Source organism: Pinisolibacter sp. DMC19, from assembly GCF_056313985.1.
Genome location: NZ_JBQUZF010000004.1, coordinates 346,211 through 362,151, shown reverse-complemented (window position 1 = coordinate 362,151; position 15,941 = coordinate 346,211). Strand labels below are relative to the sequence as shown.

General features: G+C 68.9%; 21 protein-coding genes. 11 read left to right on the top strand and 10 right to left on the bottom strand.

The window, feature by feature from the left end:
- Nucleotides 1-179: 179 nt before the first annotated feature.
- The 3 genes from ACT53U_RS12870 to ychF all read left to right on the top strand — a co-directional run bounded on the left by ACT53U_RS12870 (nucleotide 180) and on the right by ychF (nucleotide 1,913).
- Nucleotides 180-389 (top strand): cold-shock protein, encoded by a 210-nt coding sequence (locus ACT53U_RS12870; RefSeq protein ID WP_476137659.1) that lies wholly within the window; start codon nucleotides 180-182, stop codon nucleotides 387-389.
- Nucleotides 390-506: 117 nt separating this feature from the next.
- The gene (infA, locus tag ACT53U_RS12865) at nucleotides 507-788 is read left to right on the top strand and encodes a translation initiation factor IF-1 (protein WP_476155642.1); all 282 of its coding nucleotides are present in this window, start codon (nucleotides 507-509) and stop codon (nucleotides 786-788) included.
- A 27-nt stretch (nucleotides 789-815) separates the two neighbouring features.
- A complete protein-coding gene (ychF, locus tag ACT53U_RS12860; RefSeq protein WP_476155640.1) occupies nucleotides 816-1,913 on the top strand; it encodes a redox-regulated ATPase YchF in 1,098 nt (365 codons plus the stop codon).
- Nucleotides 1,914-1,947: 34 nt separating this feature from the next.
- Here ychF and ACT53U_RS12855 read toward each other — a convergent pair whose 3' ends face one another.
- Nucleotides 1,948-2,232 (bottom strand): hypothetical protein, encoded by a 285-nt coding sequence (locus ACT53U_RS12855; protein ID WP_476155638.1) that lies wholly within the window; start codon nucleotides 2,230-2,232, stop codon nucleotides 1,948-1,950.
- Between the two features lie 66 nt (nucleotides 2,233-2,298).
- Here ACT53U_RS12855 and ACT53U_RS12850 point away from each other — a divergent pair, with 66 nt between their 5' ends.
- A complete protein-coding gene (locus ACT53U_RS12850; protein ID WP_476155636.1) occupies nucleotides 2,299-2,766 on the top strand; it encodes a MaoC family dehydratase in 468 nt (155 codons plus the stop codon).
- Complete coding sequence (locus ACT53U_RS12845) at nucleotides 2,763-3,245, top strand: MaoC family dehydratase (protein ID WP_476155635.1); 483 nt, start codon at nucleotides 2,763-2,765, stop codon at nucleotides 3,243-3,245. The genes ACT53U_RS12850 and ACT53U_RS12845 overlap by 4 nt, the downstream gene beginning before the upstream one ends.
- Nucleotides 3,246-3,248: 3 nt before the next feature.
- Here ACT53U_RS12845 and ACT53U_RS12840 read toward each other — a convergent pair whose 3' ends face one another.
- Nucleotides 3,249-3,704, bottom strand: coding sequence for a carboxymuconolactone decarboxylase family protein (locus tag ACT53U_RS12840; RefSeq protein WP_476155633.1), 456 nt, complete (start codon nucleotides 3,702-3,704; stop codon nucleotides 3,249-3,251).
- A gap of 114 nt (nucleotides 3,705-3,818) precedes the next feature.
- Here ACT53U_RS12840 and ACT53U_RS12835 point away from each other — a divergent pair, with 114 nt between their 5' ends.
- Both ACT53U_RS12835 and ACT53U_RS12830 read left to right on the top strand, forming a co-directional pair.
- Nucleotides 3,819-4,313, top strand: a complete 495-nt coding sequence (locus tag ACT53U_RS12835; RefSeq protein ID WP_476155632.1) for an RrF2 family transcriptional regulator — start codon at nucleotides 3,819-3,821, stop codon at nucleotides 4,311-4,313.
- A 98-nt stretch (nucleotides 4,314-4,411) separates the two neighbouring features.
- The gene (locus ACT53U_RS12830; protein WP_476155630.1) at nucleotides 4,412-5,332 is read left to right on the top strand and encodes a pirin family protein; all 921 of its coding nucleotides are present in this window, start codon (nucleotides 4,412-4,414) and stop codon (nucleotides 5,330-5,332) included.
- 227 nt (nucleotides 5,333-5,559) lie between these two features.
- Here the strand turns inward: ACT53U_RS12830 and efp are convergent, their stop codons facing one another.
- On the bottom strand, nucleotides 5,560-6,126 hold the full coding sequence (gene efp / locus ACT53U_RS12825; protein ID WP_476155628.1) for an elongation factor P: 567 nt from the start codon (nucleotides 6,124-6,126) through the stop codon (nucleotides 5,560-5,562).
- A gap of 111 nt (nucleotides 6,127-6,237) precedes the next feature.
- On the opposite strand from efp, the gene epmA reads away from it, so the two are divergent.
- The 4 genes from epmA (at nucleotide 6,238) to ACT53U_RS12805 (ending at nucleotide 10,330) form a co-directional block, all read left to right on the top strand.
- Nucleotides 6,238-7,296 carry an EF-P lysine aminoacylase EpmA gene (gene epmA, locus ACT53U_RS12820; RefSeq protein WP_476155627.1) on the top strand — a complete coding sequence of 353 codons (1,059 nt, stop codon included), beginning with the start codon at nucleotides 6,238-6,240 and terminating at the stop codon, nucleotides 7,294-7,296.
- 53 nt (nucleotides 7,297-7,349) lie between these two features.
- Nucleotides 7,350-8,339 (top strand): cation diffusion facilitator family transporter, encoded by a 990-nt coding sequence (locus ACT53U_RS12815; RefSeq protein WP_476155626.1) that lies wholly within the window; start codon nucleotides 7,350-7,352, stop codon nucleotides 8,337-8,339.
- A gap of 63 nt (nucleotides 8,340-8,402) precedes the next feature.
- A complete protein-coding gene (locus ACT53U_RS12810) occupies nucleotides 8,403-8,891 on the top strand; it encodes a TRAP transporter small permease subunit (protein WP_476155625.1) in 489 nt (162 codons plus the stop codon).
- Nucleotides 8,888-10,330 carry a TRAP transporter large permease subunit gene (locus tag ACT53U_RS12805; RefSeq protein ID WP_476155624.1) on the top strand — a complete coding sequence of 481 codons (1,443 nt, stop codon included), beginning with the start codon at nucleotides 8,888-8,890 and terminating at the stop codon, nucleotides 10,328-10,330. The genes ACT53U_RS12810 and ACT53U_RS12805 overlap by 4 nt, the downstream gene beginning before the upstream one ends.
- 21 nt (nucleotides 10,331-10,351) lie before the next feature.
- On the opposite strand, the gene ACT53U_RS12800 is transcribed toward ACT53U_RS12805, so the two are convergent.
- From ACT53U_RS12800 to petA, 7 genes are all read right to left on the bottom strand, one after another.
- Nucleotides 10,352-10,879 carry an adenine phosphoribosyltransferase gene (locus ACT53U_RS12800; RefSeq protein WP_476155623.1) on the bottom strand — a complete coding sequence of 176 codons (528 nt, stop codon included), beginning with the start codon at nucleotides 10,877-10,879 and terminating at the stop codon, nucleotides 10,352-10,354.
- Nucleotides 10,879-11,343: an SAM-dependent methyltransferase gene (locus ACT53U_RS12795; protein ID WP_476155622.1), complete on the bottom strand. Its 465-nt coding sequence runs from the start codon at nucleotides 11,341-11,343 to the stop codon at nucleotides 10,879-10,881. Before ACT53U_RS12795 ends, ACT53U_RS12800 begins: the two co-directional genes overlap by 1 nt.
- Nucleotides 11,340-12,215, bottom strand: coding sequence for an S-methyl-5'-thioadenosine phosphorylase (locus ACT53U_RS12790; RefSeq protein ID WP_476155621.1), 876 nt, complete (start codon nucleotides 12,213-12,215; stop codon nucleotides 11,340-11,342). Before ACT53U_RS12790 ends, ACT53U_RS12795 begins: the two co-directional genes overlap by 4 nt.
- 152 nt (nucleotides 12,216-12,367) lie before the next feature.
- Nucleotides 12,368-12,952: an LOG family protein gene (locus tag ACT53U_RS12785; protein WP_476155620.1), complete on the bottom strand. Its 585-nt coding sequence runs from the start codon at nucleotides 12,950-12,952 to the stop codon at nucleotides 12,368-12,370.
- 165 nt (nucleotides 12,953-13,117) lie between these two features.
- Nucleotides 13,118-13,981, bottom strand: coding sequence for a cytochrome c1 (locus ACT53U_RS12780; RefSeq protein WP_476155619.1), 864 nt, complete (start codon nucleotides 13,979-13,981; stop codon nucleotides 13,118-13,120).
- Nucleotides 13,982-14,007: 26 nt separating this feature from the next.
- Complete coding sequence (locus ACT53U_RS12775; RefSeq protein WP_476155618.1) at nucleotides 14,008-15,237, bottom strand: cytochrome b; 1,230 nt, start codon at nucleotides 15,235-15,237, stop codon at nucleotides 14,008-14,010.
- 22 nt (nucleotides 15,238-15,259) lie between these two features.
- Complete coding sequence (petA, locus tag ACT53U_RS12770) at nucleotides 15,260-15,784, bottom strand: ubiquinol-cytochrome c reductase iron-sulfur subunit (protein ID WP_476155617.1); 525 nt, start codon at nucleotides 15,782-15,784, stop codon at nucleotides 15,260-15,262.
- Between the last annotated feature and the right edge of the window lie 157 nt (nucleotides 15,785-15,941).

Here is a 15,941-nt window from a genome sequence, read left to right as displayed (position 1 = left end):
TGCGCGGCCCCGACGCGGTATGATGTGCGCATCGGACTTTGGCCAGACCATCGGCACCTTCGCTCGGAGGCAACTTCGAGTGTCCTCGTCAGCTCTCCCAAAATTCGACCGACCAGATCGCGGCGCGGCTCGTGCGGCGTGATCTTCCATATCTGCGACGAGCGGCAAGGACCACCCACATGACTATCGGCGTCGTCAAGTTCTTCAACGAAACCAAGGGCTACGGCTTCATCCAGCCGGATGACGGCTCCAAGGACGTCTTCGTCCACATCTCGGCCGTCGAGCGCTCGGGCATGACCACCCTGACCGAAGGCCAGAAGGTTTCCTTCGAGGTCGAAGTCGACCGTCGTTCGGGCAAGTCGGCCGCGGCGCGCATCACCGCCGCCTGACGCGACCTCGCGACACGTTCGAATCGAGCCGGGACTCGGGCTTTCCCCGTTTCCGGCTCGATGCTTTTCGGCTATATGCCAACCCCGAACGAACAACCGGAAACGGAACCACGCCACATGGCCAAGGAAGAACTGATCCAGTTCGAGGGCCTCGTCCTCGAAATCCTGCCCGACGCCCGATTCAAGGTGCGCCTCGAGAACGGCCACGAGATCATCGCCTACACCGCCGGCAAGATGAAGAAGAACCGCATCAAGACGCTGGCCGGTGACCGTGTGACCGTCGAGATGTCGCCTTACGACCTCGAGAAGGGCCGTCTGGTCTTCCGTCATCGCGAAATCCGTGCCGACGGCGCCCCGCCGCCGCCGCGTCCCGGCGGCCAGCAGTTCCGCCGTCGCTGATCTCTCATCTGACGGAACGATCGACCCATGGGTTTCAAGTGCGGCATCGTCGGCCTGCCGAACGTCGGCAAGTCGACCCTCTTCAACGCGTTGACGCGCACCGCGGCGGCGCAGGCAGCCAATTATCCCTTCTGCACCATCGAGCCGAACACCGGCGAGGTGGGCGTCCCCGACCCGCGGATGGACGCCATCGCCAAGATCGGCAAGTCGGCACAGATCGTTCCGACCCGCATCACCTTCGTCGACATCGCGGGCCTGGTCCGCGGCGCCTCCAAGGGCGAAGGCCTCGGCAACCAGTTTCTCGCCAACATCCGCGAGGTGGACGCGATCGTCCACGTCCTGCGCTGCTTCGAGGACGGTGACGTCACCCACGTCGAGGGTCGCGTCGATCCCGTCGCCGACGCCGAGACCGTCGAGACCGAGCTGATGCTCGCCGACCTCGACAGCCTCGAGCGCCGCGTCGTCGCCACCCGCAAGAAGGCGCAGGGCGGCGAGCGCGATTCGAAGCAGATCCTGCCGGTGATGGAAGGCGCGCTCGAGCTGCTGCAGCACGGCAAGCCGGTCCGTCTGCTCGAGGTCTCTCACGAGGACAGGCCGCTGCTCGACGGGCTGATGCTGCTCACCTCGAAGCCCGTGCTCTACGTCTGCAACGTCGAGGAGGCCTCGGCCGCCACCGGCAACGCGCACTCGCGGGCCGTCGAGGAGATGGCCGCCAAGCAGGGCGCCCGCGCCGTCGTCATCTCCGCCGCCATCGAAGCCGAGATCGCGCAGCTGTCGGACGAAGAGGAGCTCGAGTTCCTCGAAGGCATGGGTCTGCACGAGCCGGGCCTCGATCGCCTGATCCGCGCCGGCTACGAGCTGCTCGGTCTCATCACCTACTTCACGGTGGGTCCGAAGGAGACGCGCGCCTGGACCATCGTCAAGGGCACCAAGGCCCCGGGCGCCGCCGGCGTGATCCACTCGGACTTCGAACGCGGCTTCATCCGCGCCCAGACCATTGCCTACGACGACTATGTCGCGCTGGGTGGCGAGGCGGCGGCGAAGGAAGCCGGCAAGGCCCGCGACGAAGGCAAGGAATACGTCGTCCAGGACGGCGACATCCTGCTCTTCCGCTTCAACGCCTGAGAAACCAGACGGCGGGGGCCCTCCCCCGCCGTTTTCACGCCGTGCGGTCGAGCCGCGCGCCCGGCGGTGCCGACCCTTGGGCGAAGACGATCGAAGCGGCTTCCGCCGTCAGCCGCACGCCGAGGAAGACCGCGGCGCCGAGCAACAGGCCGAGACCGACGACCATCAGCCCGAGCACCGGCGAGATCGCCAGCAGTCCGAGCCCGATGACCAGCCCGATGCCGGCGAGCACCAGGGCGAGCGTCGAGCCGACGACCCAGAAGGGCCGCACGAGATGCGGACCGACCCGCGTGTCGAGCGACAGAAGTGAGGCCCACATCGGCTCTTGCCTCTTGCGATTCGAACGAAACCGCCGCGATTTTGGACCCGAATGCCCGAAGACGCCATGACCTCGACGCTGCGCCACTACGAAGACTTCGCCGTCGGCGACGTTCTCCCGCTCGGCGAGAAGACGATGACGCGCGACGAGATCGTCGCCTTCGCCCGCCTGTGGGACCCCCAGCCGATGCATCTCGACGAGACGGCGGGCGCCGCCTCGCTGCTCGGCTCGCTCGCCGCGTCGGGCTGGCACACCGGCTGCGTCGGCATGCGCCTCTTGGTCGACGGCCTCCTCTCGACCGCCGCCTCGCTCGGCTCGCCCGGCATCGACCGCATGCGCTGGCTGAAGCCGGTGCGCGCCGGCGACCGTCTCGCCGTCCGCCTGACCATCCTCGACGCCCGCACCTCGCAGAGCCGGCCGACCGTCGGCATCCTGCGCGGACGCATGGACGTCGACCGTGTCGTGGGCGAAGCCCGCGAGCCGGTGGCGATCATGGAATCGACGCTGATGATGCGCCGGAGGGCCACACCATGATGTGGCTCGAGGAGATCCCTGCCGACTGGTCCGTCGAACTCGGCGCACACACGTTCACGGCCGAGGCGATCATCGCCTTCGCCCGCGACTTCGATCCGCAGCCCTTCCACCTCGACGAGGAGGCCGGCCGCGCCTCGCTCTTCGGCGGGCTGGCGGCGTCCGGCTGGCACGTCGCCTGCGCCTGGATGGCGCTGTGGATCGCCCATCAGAACCGCGAGATGGAAGCCCGCGCCGCCCGCGGCGAGATCGTCCCCGTGCCCGGCCCCTCGCCGGGCTTCGAAGACATGCGCTGGCTGAAGCCGGTGCTCGCCGGCCAGACCGTCCACTACCGCTCGCGCCTGGTGAAGGCGAGGCCTTCGGCGACGCGTCCCGAATGGGGCGTCTTCACCACGCTGAACGAGGGCCTCGTCGACGGCGAAGTGGTCTTCCGCTTCACCGGCAACGTCATGTGGCCGCGCCGGCCGCGCGCCGACGGGTAAGGCTCACACCAGCGGCCGGTCGACCGGATGCAACATCCGCGAGGCGACCGCGACGCGGTTCCAGATGTTGATCGTGCCGATCGCGACGATCAGCCGGGCGATGTCCACGTCCGAGAAATACGCCCGCACGGCCTCCCAGGCCGCGTCCGGCACCCCGGTCTCGGCGAGACGGGTGACGCATTCGGTCCATTCCAGTACCGCCCGGTCGCGCGCGTCGAAGAGCGGCGATTCCCGCCAGGTCGAGACGAGATGCAGCACCCGTGCGTCGATGCCGTCGGCGAGCGATTCCGCCACGTGCAGATCGACGCAATAGGCGCAGCCGTTGATCTGCGACGCCCTGAGCTTGACGAGATGCAGGAGGCGCGTATCGATGCCGGAAGCCTTCACGGCGCCGTCGAGGGCGCGGATCGCACGGTAGAGATCGGGGGTGGCCTCGGCCACGTTCAGTCTGCGCAGCATGTCGGTTCTCTCCTCGGTGGCGGCACGAAACCTCGTGCCGAATCATGGATAAAATATATCGATGATTATGAAACGCAATCCTCGTCCGACGAAATCCGCATGGAGGCGGGCGCCATGAGACGTCTCGGCGACGGCGTCGAGGCGGCGCTACACTGCCTGCTGGTGCTGGCGGGGCTCGAAGACAGGCGCGTCCTGCCGGGCAAGGCGCTGGCCGAGATCCACGGCGTGTCGGAGAGCTATCTCCTGAAGCACCTGCGCGAACTGACCGCCGCCGGGCTGATCGAGGCCGTTCCCGGCCCGCGCGGCGGCTATCGTCTCGCCCGCGAACCGGCCGCGGTGACGCTGCTCGACGTCGTCGAGGCGATCGACGGGAGCGAGCCGACCTTCGTCTGCCGCGAAATCCGCCGCAACTGCCCCGGCAAGTCGCAGGACCCGGCGGTGTGGCGGCAGGACTGCTTCATCAAGACCCGCATGATGGCGGCCGAGCAGGTCTGGCGCGACGCGCTGCGCGCCCAGACGCTGGCCGATCTCGTCGCCGACGGCGAACGCCTGATCGACCCGGAGAACAGGCGCATCGTCGCCGACCACGTCGAGAAGGCGCAGCGCTGATCCCTGCGCCCTGAGCCGCGGCGAACGGATCGTTTCCCGTTCGGCGACTGGTCTGGCGGCGTGAACGTGCCATCTTCTCCTCGAACGAGGAGAGAGCCATGACCGCCGCCGAGCCCATGCCCCCGATCGACAAGATCGTCCTGCCGCGCCTGCACGACCTCGGCGACGGCTTCACCGTCCGCCGCGCCCTGCCGACCACCGAGCGCCGCATGGTCGGCCCCTTCGTCTTCCTCGACGCCATGGGCCCGGTCGACTTCGCCCCCGGCCGCGGCATCGACGTGCGGCCGCACCCCCACATCGGCCTGTCGACCCTGACCTTCCTGCACCAGGGCGAGATCCGCCATCGCGACTCGACCGGCGCCGTCGAGGTGATCCGCCCCGGCGCGGTCAACTGGATGACCGCCGGCCGCGGCATCGTCCATTCCGAGCGCACCCCCGAGACCCCGCGCACGAACGGCGACCGCGTCGCCGGTCTCCAGCTCTGGCTCGCCCTGCCGCGGAGCCACGAGGAAACCGGCCCGACCTTCACCCATGTCGAGGCTTCCGCCCTCCCCGTCCTCGAGGGCGACGGCGCGCGCGCCACGCTGGTCGCGGGTTCGGCCTTCGGCAAGGCGTCGCCGGTACCGGTCTTCTCCGATCTGGTGCAGCTCGACGTGGTGCTCGAGGCCGGCGCCCGTTTCCGCCTGCCGGCCGACTTCTCGGAACGGGCGATCTGGCCGTCGACCGGCGAGATCGTCATCGAGGGCGACGACACGGTCCACGCCCCCGACCGCCTGATCCTGCTGCGTCCCGGCGCCGAGATCGTGGTCCGCGCCGTGACACCCACCCGCTTCGCCCTCCTCGGCGGCGAGCCCTTCCCGGAACGGCGCTTTCTCTACTGGAACTTCGTCTCGTCCTCGAAAGACCGGATCGAAGCCGCCAAGGAAGACTGGCGCGCCGGCCGCTTCGACGGCGTCCCCGGCGAGACCGAATTCATCCCCCTGCCGCCCGACCCGCCGGGCGTGGTGTGGAAGGGGTGAGGCGGCGGCACGGATCGGTCCCACACTCATGGTTCGAGGGCCGGCCGTCCGGCCGGCCACCTCACCATGAAGCCGCATGAGATCGCCGCCCGTTCGGCTTCATCCTGAGGTGCTCGGCGAAGCCGAGCCTCGAAGGACGAAGCCGGTGGCACGGCCTCCACCACACGAAAAAACCCGGCCTCACGGCCGGGTTCTTCATGTCTCTCGGGCGTTCGCTATCGGACCGATCAGTCCTTCGCGCGCTCGACGTAGGAACCGTCGGCGGTCATCACGACCACGCGGGTGCCGACGCCGACATGCGGCGGGACGGCGGTCTTGACGCCGTTCGAAAGAAGCGCCGGCTTGTAGGACGACGACGCGGTCTGGCCCTTGGTCACCGGCTCGGTCTCGACGATCTCGAGCGTGACGCGCTGCGGCAGTTCGATCGACACCGGCACGTCCTGATAGATCGCGACCTGGCACTCCATGTCTTCCTGGAGATAGGCGGCCAGATCACCCACCACGTCCTTGGAAACCACGATCTGGTCGTAGTTTTCCTTGTTCATGAAGTGGAAGCCCTCGTCGTCGTTGTAGAGGTAGGCGTAGGCGCGCTCGTCGAGCATGGCGCGTTCGACCTGCTCGGTGGTCTTCCAGCGCTCGGACACCTTCACGCCGTCCGAAATGCGGCGCATGTCGATCTGCGTGGTGGGCGTGCCCTTGCCGGGATGGAACGACTCGGCGGAAAGAACGACATAGAGCTTGCCGTCCATCTCGACGACGTTGCCCTTGCGGAGATTCTGCGCATTGACTCGCATGGGAGCGGGACCTCTGGGAAAGAATACGAAACGGCGCGCGCTGACCCGACGGGCCGCACGATCTCGGCGTCTCCTCTCTCACGGATCGCGCATGGAGGAAAGCAAAAAGTCATGAAAGCCGCCTCTTCCTGGTGGGATCGCGCCGTTCACGCCGACCGCCGCCCCCTCCTTCTCGCCCGCAACGCCGTCAAGCGCGCGATCCGGGCGCATTTCGAGGCCGACGGCTTCGTCGAGGTCGAATGCGACGCTCTCCAGGTCTCACCCGGCAACGAAACCCATCTGCACGCGCTCGCCGCGACGCCGATCGGCGCCGACGGCGTCGCCGAGACGCGCTTCCTCCATACCTCGCCCGAGTTCGCCATGAAGAAGCTGGTGGCGGCGGGCGAGGAGAAGATCTTCGACTTCGCCCGCGTCTGGCGGAACCGCGAGGGCGGACCGCTCCACGCCATCGAGTTCACCATGCTCGAATGGTACCGCGCCCACGCCCCCTACGAGACGCTGATGGACGACTGCGCCGACCTGATGCGGCTCGCCGCCGAGACCGTCGGCACCCGCACCTTCCGCCGCCGCGACCGCACCTGTGATCCCTTCGCCACGCCCGAACGCATCACCTGCGCCGAGGCCTTCGCGCGCCATGCCGGCATCGACCTGCTGGCCACCCTGCCCGAGGACCCGACCCTGGAACCCGACCGCGACCGCCTCGCCGCGGGTGCCCGCGCCGCCGGCATCCGCGTGTCGGACGACGACGGCTGGTCCGACGTCTTCTCCCGCGTGCTGGCGGAGAAGATCGAACCGGCGCTCGGCGACGGCCGCCCGGCGATCCTGATGGAATACCCGTCGCGCGAGGCGGCGCTCGCCCGCCCCTCACCGCACGACGCCCGCGTCGCCGAGCGGTTCGAGCTCTGGGTCTGCGGCGTCGAACTCGCCAATGCCTTCGGCGAACTGACCGACCCGGTCGAACAGCGCCGTCGCTTCGAACTCGAGATGGCGGCGAAGGAAGAAACCTACGGCGAGCGCTATCCGATCGACGAGGACTTCCTCGACGCCCTCGGTTCCATGCCGCCGACCAGCGGCATCGCCCTCGGCTTCGATCGGCTGGTGATGCTGGCGACCGGCGCGCCGCGCATCGACGACGTCAAATGGGCGCCCGCCCGACCGCTCGGACTGTAATTGTATCCGCCCCGACGCCGAGGCATGGTCTCGCATCTGCGAGAGGACGAAGCATGAGCGCCGACGCACACCGTCACGATGATCATGATCACCACGACCACGCACACGCGTGCGGCCATGATCACGATCACGGCCACCGTCACGGTCCCGGTGGTCACGTCCATGCGCCCGCCGACTTCGGCCGCGCCTTCGCCGTCGGCATCGCGCTGAACACCGCCTTCGTCGCGGTCGAGATCGGTTTCGGCCTCGCCGCCAACTCGATGGCGCTGGTCGCCGACGCCGGCCACAATCTCTCCGACGTGCTCGCCCTCGTCGTCGCCTGGCTCGCCGACCGCGCCGCCAAGCGCCCGCCGAGCGCCCGCTTCACCTACGGCTTCGCCGGCACCTCGATCCTCGCCGCCCTGTTCAACGCCGTCTTCCTGGTCGCCGCCCTCGGCGCGCTGGCATTGGAAGCCGTGCAGCGGCTGCTCACGCCCGAACCGGTCTCCGGCCCGACGATGATGGTGGTCGCCGGCATCGGCATCGCCGTCAACGGCTTCACCGCCTGGCTCTTCGCCCGCGGCTCCAAGGGCGACCTCAACATCCGCGGCGCCTATCTCCACATGCTGACCGACGCACTGATCTCGGCCGGCGTCGTCGTCGCCGGCCTCGCGGTGTGGCTCACCGGCCTCGTGACGATCGACCCGATCGTCACGCTGGTGGTGGTGGCGATCGTGCTCTGGGGCACCTGGGGTCTCCTGAAGGAGAGCGCCGTGCTCTCCGTCGCCGCGGTGCCGCCGGGCATCGACCCGGCCGCGGTGCGCCTGGCGCTGACGAGCCTTCCCGGCGTCGCGGCGCTGCACGACCTCCACGTCTGGGCGATGTCGACGACCGAGGTGGCGCTGACCGCCCATCTCGTCATGCCCGAAGGCCACCCCGGCGACGCCTTCCTGCGCGACGCCGCGGCGATGCTGGAGGAGCGCTTCGACATCGGCCACGCGACGCTGCAGATCGAGGCCCGCGCCGACGGCTGGTGCGTGCTGGAGCCCGACGCGGTGCTGTGAGCCGCCCTTGCGGCGCCCCCGCCGCCGTCGCATCATCGCCGCGACGGAACCGGGGAGGACCGCATGACGCAAGCCCTCGCGACGGCGCTCGACCGCGCCGTCGGCGGCATTCTCGCCGCCGGCCGCTGGCTGGCGCTGCCGATCGTCCTCCTCCTCTTCCTGCAATGGCCGCTGCGCGATGGGCTCGGCCGCTGGTCGCGCGAGGCGAACGACCTCGGCCAGTGGATCTTCGCGCTCTACGTCGCCTGCGCCGTGACCGCGGCGACGCGGACGGGCCGCCACCTCTCGGCCGATCTCTTCGCCCACCGCCTCGCCGACCGCACCCGCCGCCGCATCGCCGCCGCCGCCCTCGGCCTGGCGCTTCTGCCCTGGGCCGGCTTCGTGCTGTGGAAGGGCTGGATCCCGGCGTGGCGGTCGATCCTCGGGCTCGAACGCTTCCAGGACACCGACGACCCCGGCTATTTCCTGATCAAGGCGGCGATGCTGCTGCTGGCGACGCTGGTGGCCGCACAGGGTTGCGTCGATCTCGCCCGCCTGTGGAGGCGCCCGTGAGCCTCTTCGGCATCGTCCTCCTCGTCGTCGCCGGACTCGCGCTGATCGTGACGGGGCTGCCCGCCTGGATCGTGCTGATCGCGGCCTCCGTCTTCGGCGCCGTCGTCTCGATCCTCTCCGGCGCCTCGTCGACGCTGTTCTCGGCGCTGCCCTCGCGCCTCGTCGGCCTGCTCGAGAACGACCTGATCCAGGCGATCCCGCTCTATGTGCTGATGGGCGCGCTGATCGACCGCCTGCCGATCACCGACGCCATCTTCCGCACCCTGTCGCGGGCGCTGCCCGGCCGCGGCGGCCATCGTCCGCTCGTCGCCGGTCTGACGCTCGGCGCGCTGATGGGGCCGATGAACGGCTCGGTCGGCGCCTCGGTGGTGGCGCTGTCGCGCACGCTCGCCCCGCGCCTCGAAGCCGCCGGCATCGATGCGCCGACGCGGCAGGCGCTGATCGCCGTCGCCGGCACGCTCGGCGTCGTCGTGCCGCCGTCGCTGGTGCTGATCCTGCTCGGCGACGCCATGCTGTCGGCCCACACCGCCGCGCTCAACGCCACCGGCCGGATGGATCTGATCGTCAACACCCGCGACGTCTTCCGCGCCGCACTGGTGCCGGCCGGCCTGTTCTTCGTGCTCGCGCTCGCCGTCGCGACGATCGCCGGCCTGCGTTCCCGCGCGGCACCGCGCGAGGAGGCGAAGGCCGGCCTCGCCGACGTCGCCATCACCGTGGTGTCGATCGGCTTCCTCGTCGGCCTGCTCGGCGGCGTCGCGGCCGGGCGCTTCTATGCGGTCGAGGCCGCCGCCATGGGCGCGACGGTGCTCTTCGCCGCCGCTGCCGTGACCGGGCGCCTCTCGGGCGGCGCGCTTGCCCGTCTGCTCGACGAGACGCTGGCGACGACCGGCGTGCTCCTCGCCCTCCTGGTGTCGGCGACCACCTTCACGCTGGTGCTGCGGGTGCTCGGCACCGACCGGCTGGTCGCGAGCCTCCTCGCCGACGTCCCCGGCGGGCCGACCGGCACGGCCGCGGCCGGCCTCGCGGCGATCGGCCTCTCCGCCTTCGTGCTCGATGCCTTCGAGATCATCTTCGTGATCGTGCCGATCGTCGCCCCGGCGATCCTGATGCGGGTCGAGGACGCCGCCTGGGTGGCGACGTTGATCCTGCTGACGCTGCAGCTGAGCTTTCTCACGCCGCCGGTCGGCTACGCGCTGATGCTGTCGCGCGGCCTGATGCGCGAGCCCCCGCCGCTCGCCGCGACCCTGCGCCGGCTGGCGCCCTTCCTGGCGGTCGAGATCGCGGTGCTGGCGGCTGTCTTCGCCTTCCCCGTACTGTCGAAGCCCGAGAAGCTCTTCGCTTCACCGCAGGCCGCCGTCGGGTCGGCACCGCCCAAGGCGGGGACCGACCTCCTGTCGATCCCGCTGCCCGACTACGCTCCGCCCGCCGCCAAACCGTGAGGCGGGGCTGCGGACGCGGGCTCAGTGCCCCTCGAAGGCCACCAGCGAGCGCACCGGCACGCCCATGGCGCGCAGCTTGTCGGCGCCGCCGAGGTCGGGCAGGTCGATGACGAAACAGGTCGCCACCACGTCGGCGCCGAGGTTGCGCAAGAGCTGCACCGCGGCGGTCGCCGTGCCGCCGGTGGCGATCAGGTCGTCGACCAGCACCACCTTCTCGCCCGCCACGATCGCATCGCGATGGATCTCCATCTCGTCGACGCCGTATTCGAGGCTGTAGGCGATCGACACCGTCTCGTGCGGCAGCTTGCCCTTCTTGCGGATCGGCACGAAGCCGGCCGAGAGCTGATGCGCCACCGCACCGCCGAGGATGAAGCCGCGCGCCTCCATGCCCGCCACCTTCTCGATGCCGGTGCCGGCATAGGGCTGCACCAATTCGTCGACCGCGCGACGGAAGGCACGCGGATCGCCGAGCAGCGTGGTGATGTCGCGGAAGATGATGCCGGGCTTGGGATAGTCCGGAATCGAGCGAATGGCGTCACGAAGGTTCATCACCAGTAGTTCCTCATGATTTCGTCGGCCCATTCGGGCTCGCGGATCGGCGTGCGCGGCTCGAAACCACGCATCGCCGGCTTGATGTCCAGAACGGGCGTCCCGTCGATCGCATCGAGCCCGCGCACCCTGAGCACCCGGCCGGCGACGCCGAGGACCTCGACGGTCGTCACCCCGAGCCGATTGGGACGCGGGCTGCCGCGTTGCGCGAAGATGCCGACCTCCGGCCAGTCGGCCCGCCCGCGCGGCCGCCGCGCGCCGAGCGTGATCCGCGCCGGATCGATGCGGTCGAAGTGAAAGACGATCACCGCGTGGGAAAAGCCGTCGAGCCCGGCGAGCGCCGCCTCCGGGAAGGCGGGTTCGAGCACGATCTCCGCCTCGACGCTGCCCCAGTCGTCGTCGACGTTCTCGACCCGGCCACCACGCACCCGCGCGACGACCTCGAGTTCGATCGCCGCGCTCATCGCGCGAGCACCCGCCCCGCCACCGCGTCGAGCTTCGCCAGCACCGCCGGATCGCGAGCCTCGCGCGCCGTCATGATGGCGAAGTCGAGCGCCTTGTCCGAGCCGATCGGACAGGCGGGATGCTCGGCCGGGAAGTCGGTCGCGAAACGGGCGACGAGACGCTTGGCCTTGTCGGCATTGGCATGGGCGACCGCGATCACCGACTTGACGTCGACATGGTCGTGGTCGGGGTGCCAGCAATCGAAGTCGGTGACCATGGCGACGGTGGCGTAAGGCAGCTCCGCCTCACGGGCGAGCTTGGCCTCCGGCATGTTGGTCATGCCGATCACGTCGAAGCCGGCCGACTTGTACCAGCGGCTCTCGGCCAGCGTCGAGAACTGCGGCCCCTCCATGCAGACGTAAGTCCCGCCACGCGCCGCGGCGATGCCTTCGGCCTTCGCCGCCGCCTCGAGCCGGTCCATCAGGCCCGGGCTCGTCGGATGGCCGAAGGCGACATGGGCGACGCAGCCCTTGCCGAAGAAGGACGAGGCGCGGCTGACCGTGCGGTCGACGAACTGGTCGACCAGCACGAAGGTGCCGGGCGGGAGATCCTCGCGATAGCTGCCCACCGCCGAGACCGAGATCACGTCGGTGACGCCGGCGCGCTTCAGCGCGTCGATGTTGGCGCGGTAGTCGATGTCGGAGGGCGGTACCCGGTGGCCGCGGCCGTGGCGCGGCAGGAAGACCAGTTTCTTGCCCGCGATCTCGCCGATCAGCAGTTCGTCCGACGGCTCTCCCCAGGGGCTTTCGACCTTCACCCATTCGGCGTTGGTCAGACCCGGAAGGTCATAGAGCCCCGAGCCGCCGATCACCCCGATCACCGATGCCGTCATGGTCGTCCCCGTCTTTCGTCGTCGCGCCCGAGTTTCCCCATTCCGCGCCGCAATGCAATCCGGGATCACCCCCGAAACACGTACGGAACGCCGCGTTCGGTCCACCACGTCGGGTCGGCAGGATCAGGTCGCGCGCACTCCCGCCGCCCCGCTCACGGCTTCACCGTCTCGCCGGCGGTCGTCCACTTGGCCGACGGCGGCTCGTAGGTGCGGAAGCGCGCGACGAGCGTGTCGATGTCTTCGGCGAAGACCAGCATCTCGGCATGGCGCGCGCCGGTGAAACCTTCGCCGACCATGGTGTCGATCATCGCCCGGAGCGACCGGTAGTAGCCGCCGACGTCGAGGAAGCCGCAGGGCTTGGCATGGATGCCGAGCTGCGCCCAGGTCCATTGCTCGAAAATCTCGTCGAGCGTGCCGGCGCCGCCCGGCAGGGCGATGAACCCGTCGGCGATCTGCGCCATCGCCGCCTTGCGCTCGTGCATCGTCTCGACGATCCGCATCTCGGTGAGGCCCGGATGGGCGAGTTCGCGGTCGACCAGCGCCCGCGGGATGACGCCGATCACCCGACCGCCCGCCGCCAGCGCCCCGTCGGCAACCGCGCCCATCAGACCGACCCGCCCGCCGCCGTAGACGACGTCGATCCCCTCCGCGGCGAGCCGTCGCCCCACCTCGATGGCCGTCTGTCGGTAGAGCGGATTCGTTCCGTCGGCGGAGCCGCAGAAGATGCCGAGAATCATCGGAAGTGCCCTCTTTCGAATGGGGCGGCAGGTTAGGCGCCGACCACGACGGCGCCAAGAACGCCCGCCGCATGGCCGATGCCCGGATCGATGCCCGACCGGCGACGAAAAAGGGCTCCCGGTCGCCCGGGAGCCCTTGTCCGATGTCGTGCCTGGAACGCTGCCTCAGTGGGCGACGTTCGACCACACCTTGCGCTTCGACAGGTAGAGAAGACCCGCGAAGACCACGAGGAACATGATCGCCTTGAGGCCGGTCGACTTGCGGGCCTCGAGCTTGGGCTCGGCGGTCCACATCAGGAAGGCGGCGACGTCCTTGGCATACTGTTCGACGGTGCCCTTGGTGCCGTCGGTGTAGGCGACGAGGTCGTCCGACAGCGGAGGCGGCATGGCGATGCAGGAACCGCCGATGAACGACTGGTTGTACTGCAGCGCGCCGTCGCAGGTGATGCCGTGCGGGGCGTCGACGTAGCCGGTGAGCAGGCTGACGACGTAGTCCGGACCGGCTTCCGCGTAGAGCGTGAAGGGATCAGTCAGGAAGCCGGTACCGCGATGGGCGGCACGCGCCTTGGCGATCAGCGACAGATCCGGCGGCAGGGCGCCACCGAAGCTGTCACGCGCCGCCTCGTCGTTGGCGAAGGGCGCCGGGAACTTGTCCGAGGCGCGGCCGGCGCGATCGAACATGGCACCCTTGTCGTTCGGGCCGTCCTTGACCTTGATCTCGGCGGCGAGCGCCTTGGCCTGGTCCATCGTGAAGCCGGGGCCGCCCTCGTCCGCGAGGTTGCGGAAGGCGACCAGGTTCATCGAGTGGCAGTTGGAGCAGACTTCCTTGTAGACCTTGTAGCCGCGCTGCAGCTGGCCCTTGTCGAAGCGGCCGAAGGGACCGGCGAACGACCAGGAATAGGTGTTCACCACCGGGCCGTGCACCGCGGTCTCGGCCGCCGACGCCGGGGCGGCGAAGGCGAAGCCGGCCAGGAGCGCGGCAGCGCCGAGCGCCCGGACGACCTTGGAAGCGGAGAGGATCGTGTTCATGTCTATGTCTCCCGATCTCTACCGTTTCAGTGCGCGCTCTTGGCGAGAACGGCGGCGGTGACCGACTCCGGCAGCGGACGCGGCTTCTCGATGAAGCTGAGCACCGGCACGATCACCAGGCAGTGGAGGAAGTACCAAGCGGTCAGGATGCGCGAGGCGATGACGTAACCACCCTCGGCCGGCTGCGAGCCGAGATAGCCGAGACCGATGCCGCAGGCGACGAAGATCCAGAAGAACTGCTTGAACAGCGGGCGATAGGTCGCCGACTTGACCGGCGAACGGTCGAGCCACGGCATCACGAACATCACCGCGATGGCGCCGAACATGGCGATGACGCCGCCGAGCTTGTCCGGGATCGAACGCAGGATCGCGTAGAACGGCAGGAAGTACCATTCCGGAACGATGTGCGCCGGGGTGACCATCGGGTTGGCCGGGATGTAGTTGTCCGGGTGACCCATGTAGTTCGGGCTGTAGAACAGGAACCACGAGAACAGGATCAGGAACACCGACATCGCGAACGCGTCCTTGACGGTCGCGTAGGGGGTGAACGGCACGCTGTCCTGCTCGGTCTTGAGCTCGACGCCGGTCGGGTTGTTCTGGCCGACGACATGCAGCGCCCACACGTGCAGGATCACCACGCCGACGATCACGAACGGCAGGAGATAGTGCAGCGAGAAGAAGCGGTTGAGCGTCGGGTTGTCGACCGAGAAGCCGCCCCACAGCCAGGTCACGATCGGCTCGCCGACGAGAGGAATGGCCGAGAACAGGTTGGTGATGACGGTGGCGCCCCAGAAGGACATCTGGCCCCACGGCAGCACGTAGCCCATGAAGGCGGTCGCCATCATCAGGAGATAGATCACCACGCCGAGGATCCACAGGATCTCACGCGGCGCCTTGTAGGAGCCGTAGTAGAGACCGCGCAGGATGTGGACGTAGACGGCAATGAAGAACATCGACGCGCCGTTGGCGTGCATGTAGCGCATCAGCCAGCCCCAGTTCACGTCGCGCATGATGTGCTCGACGGAGTTGAAGGCGAGGCTGATGTGGGGGGTGTAGTGCATCACCAGGACGATGCCGGTGATCAGCTGCACCGCGAGCATCATCGAGAGGATCGCGCCGAAGGCCCACCAGTAGTTCAGGTTGCGCGGCGTCGGATAGGCGACGAAGCTGTCGTAGCCGAGACGAACGATCGGCAGGCGGGCGTCGAGCCAACGCGTGAAGCCGTTCGAAGGCGAATAGGTCGAATGACCGCTCATGTCTTGCTCTCCCTCGACGGCGTCAGCCGATCTTCACGACCTTGTCGGACAGGAACTCGTAGGGCGGAACCGGCAGGTTCAGCGGCGCCGGGCCGGCATGGATGCGGCCGGAAGCGTCGTAGACCGAGCCGTGGCACGGGCAGAACCAGCCGTCGTACTCGCCGGCGTGACCGGTCGGAACGCAGCCGAGATGGGTGCAGACGCCGACGACCACGAGGATGTTCTCGTGACCCTTCTTGACCCGGTCGGCGTCGGACTGCGGGTCCTTGAGCGCCTTCGTGTCCATCGCGGCGAGCTTCTTCAGCTCGTCCGGCGTGCGGTTGCGCACGAAGACGGGCTTGCCGCGCCACTTGACGGTGATGATCTGGCCCGGCGCGACGGCGGAGATGTCGACTTCGGTCGAAGCCAGCGCCAGCGCCGAGGCGTCGGGGTTCATCTGGTCGATGAACGGCCAGGCGACGGAGGCGACGCCCACGGCGCCGACGGCGCCCGTGGCGATGTAGAGGAAGTCGCGGCGCGACGGTTCTGCGGTGTCCAAGGTAGCCAAGGTCGGATCCTCGCGATTCGTGTCGTCGGATCGAACGTCCCCGCCATGCCCGCCGCCGTCGCTCGGAGGACTTCGCGTCCTTCGACTTGCCGACGACCTGACACGTGAGGAGAATTCACGCGAAAGAAGGACACCGAGAGCCTGCGCCCCCAGTCTC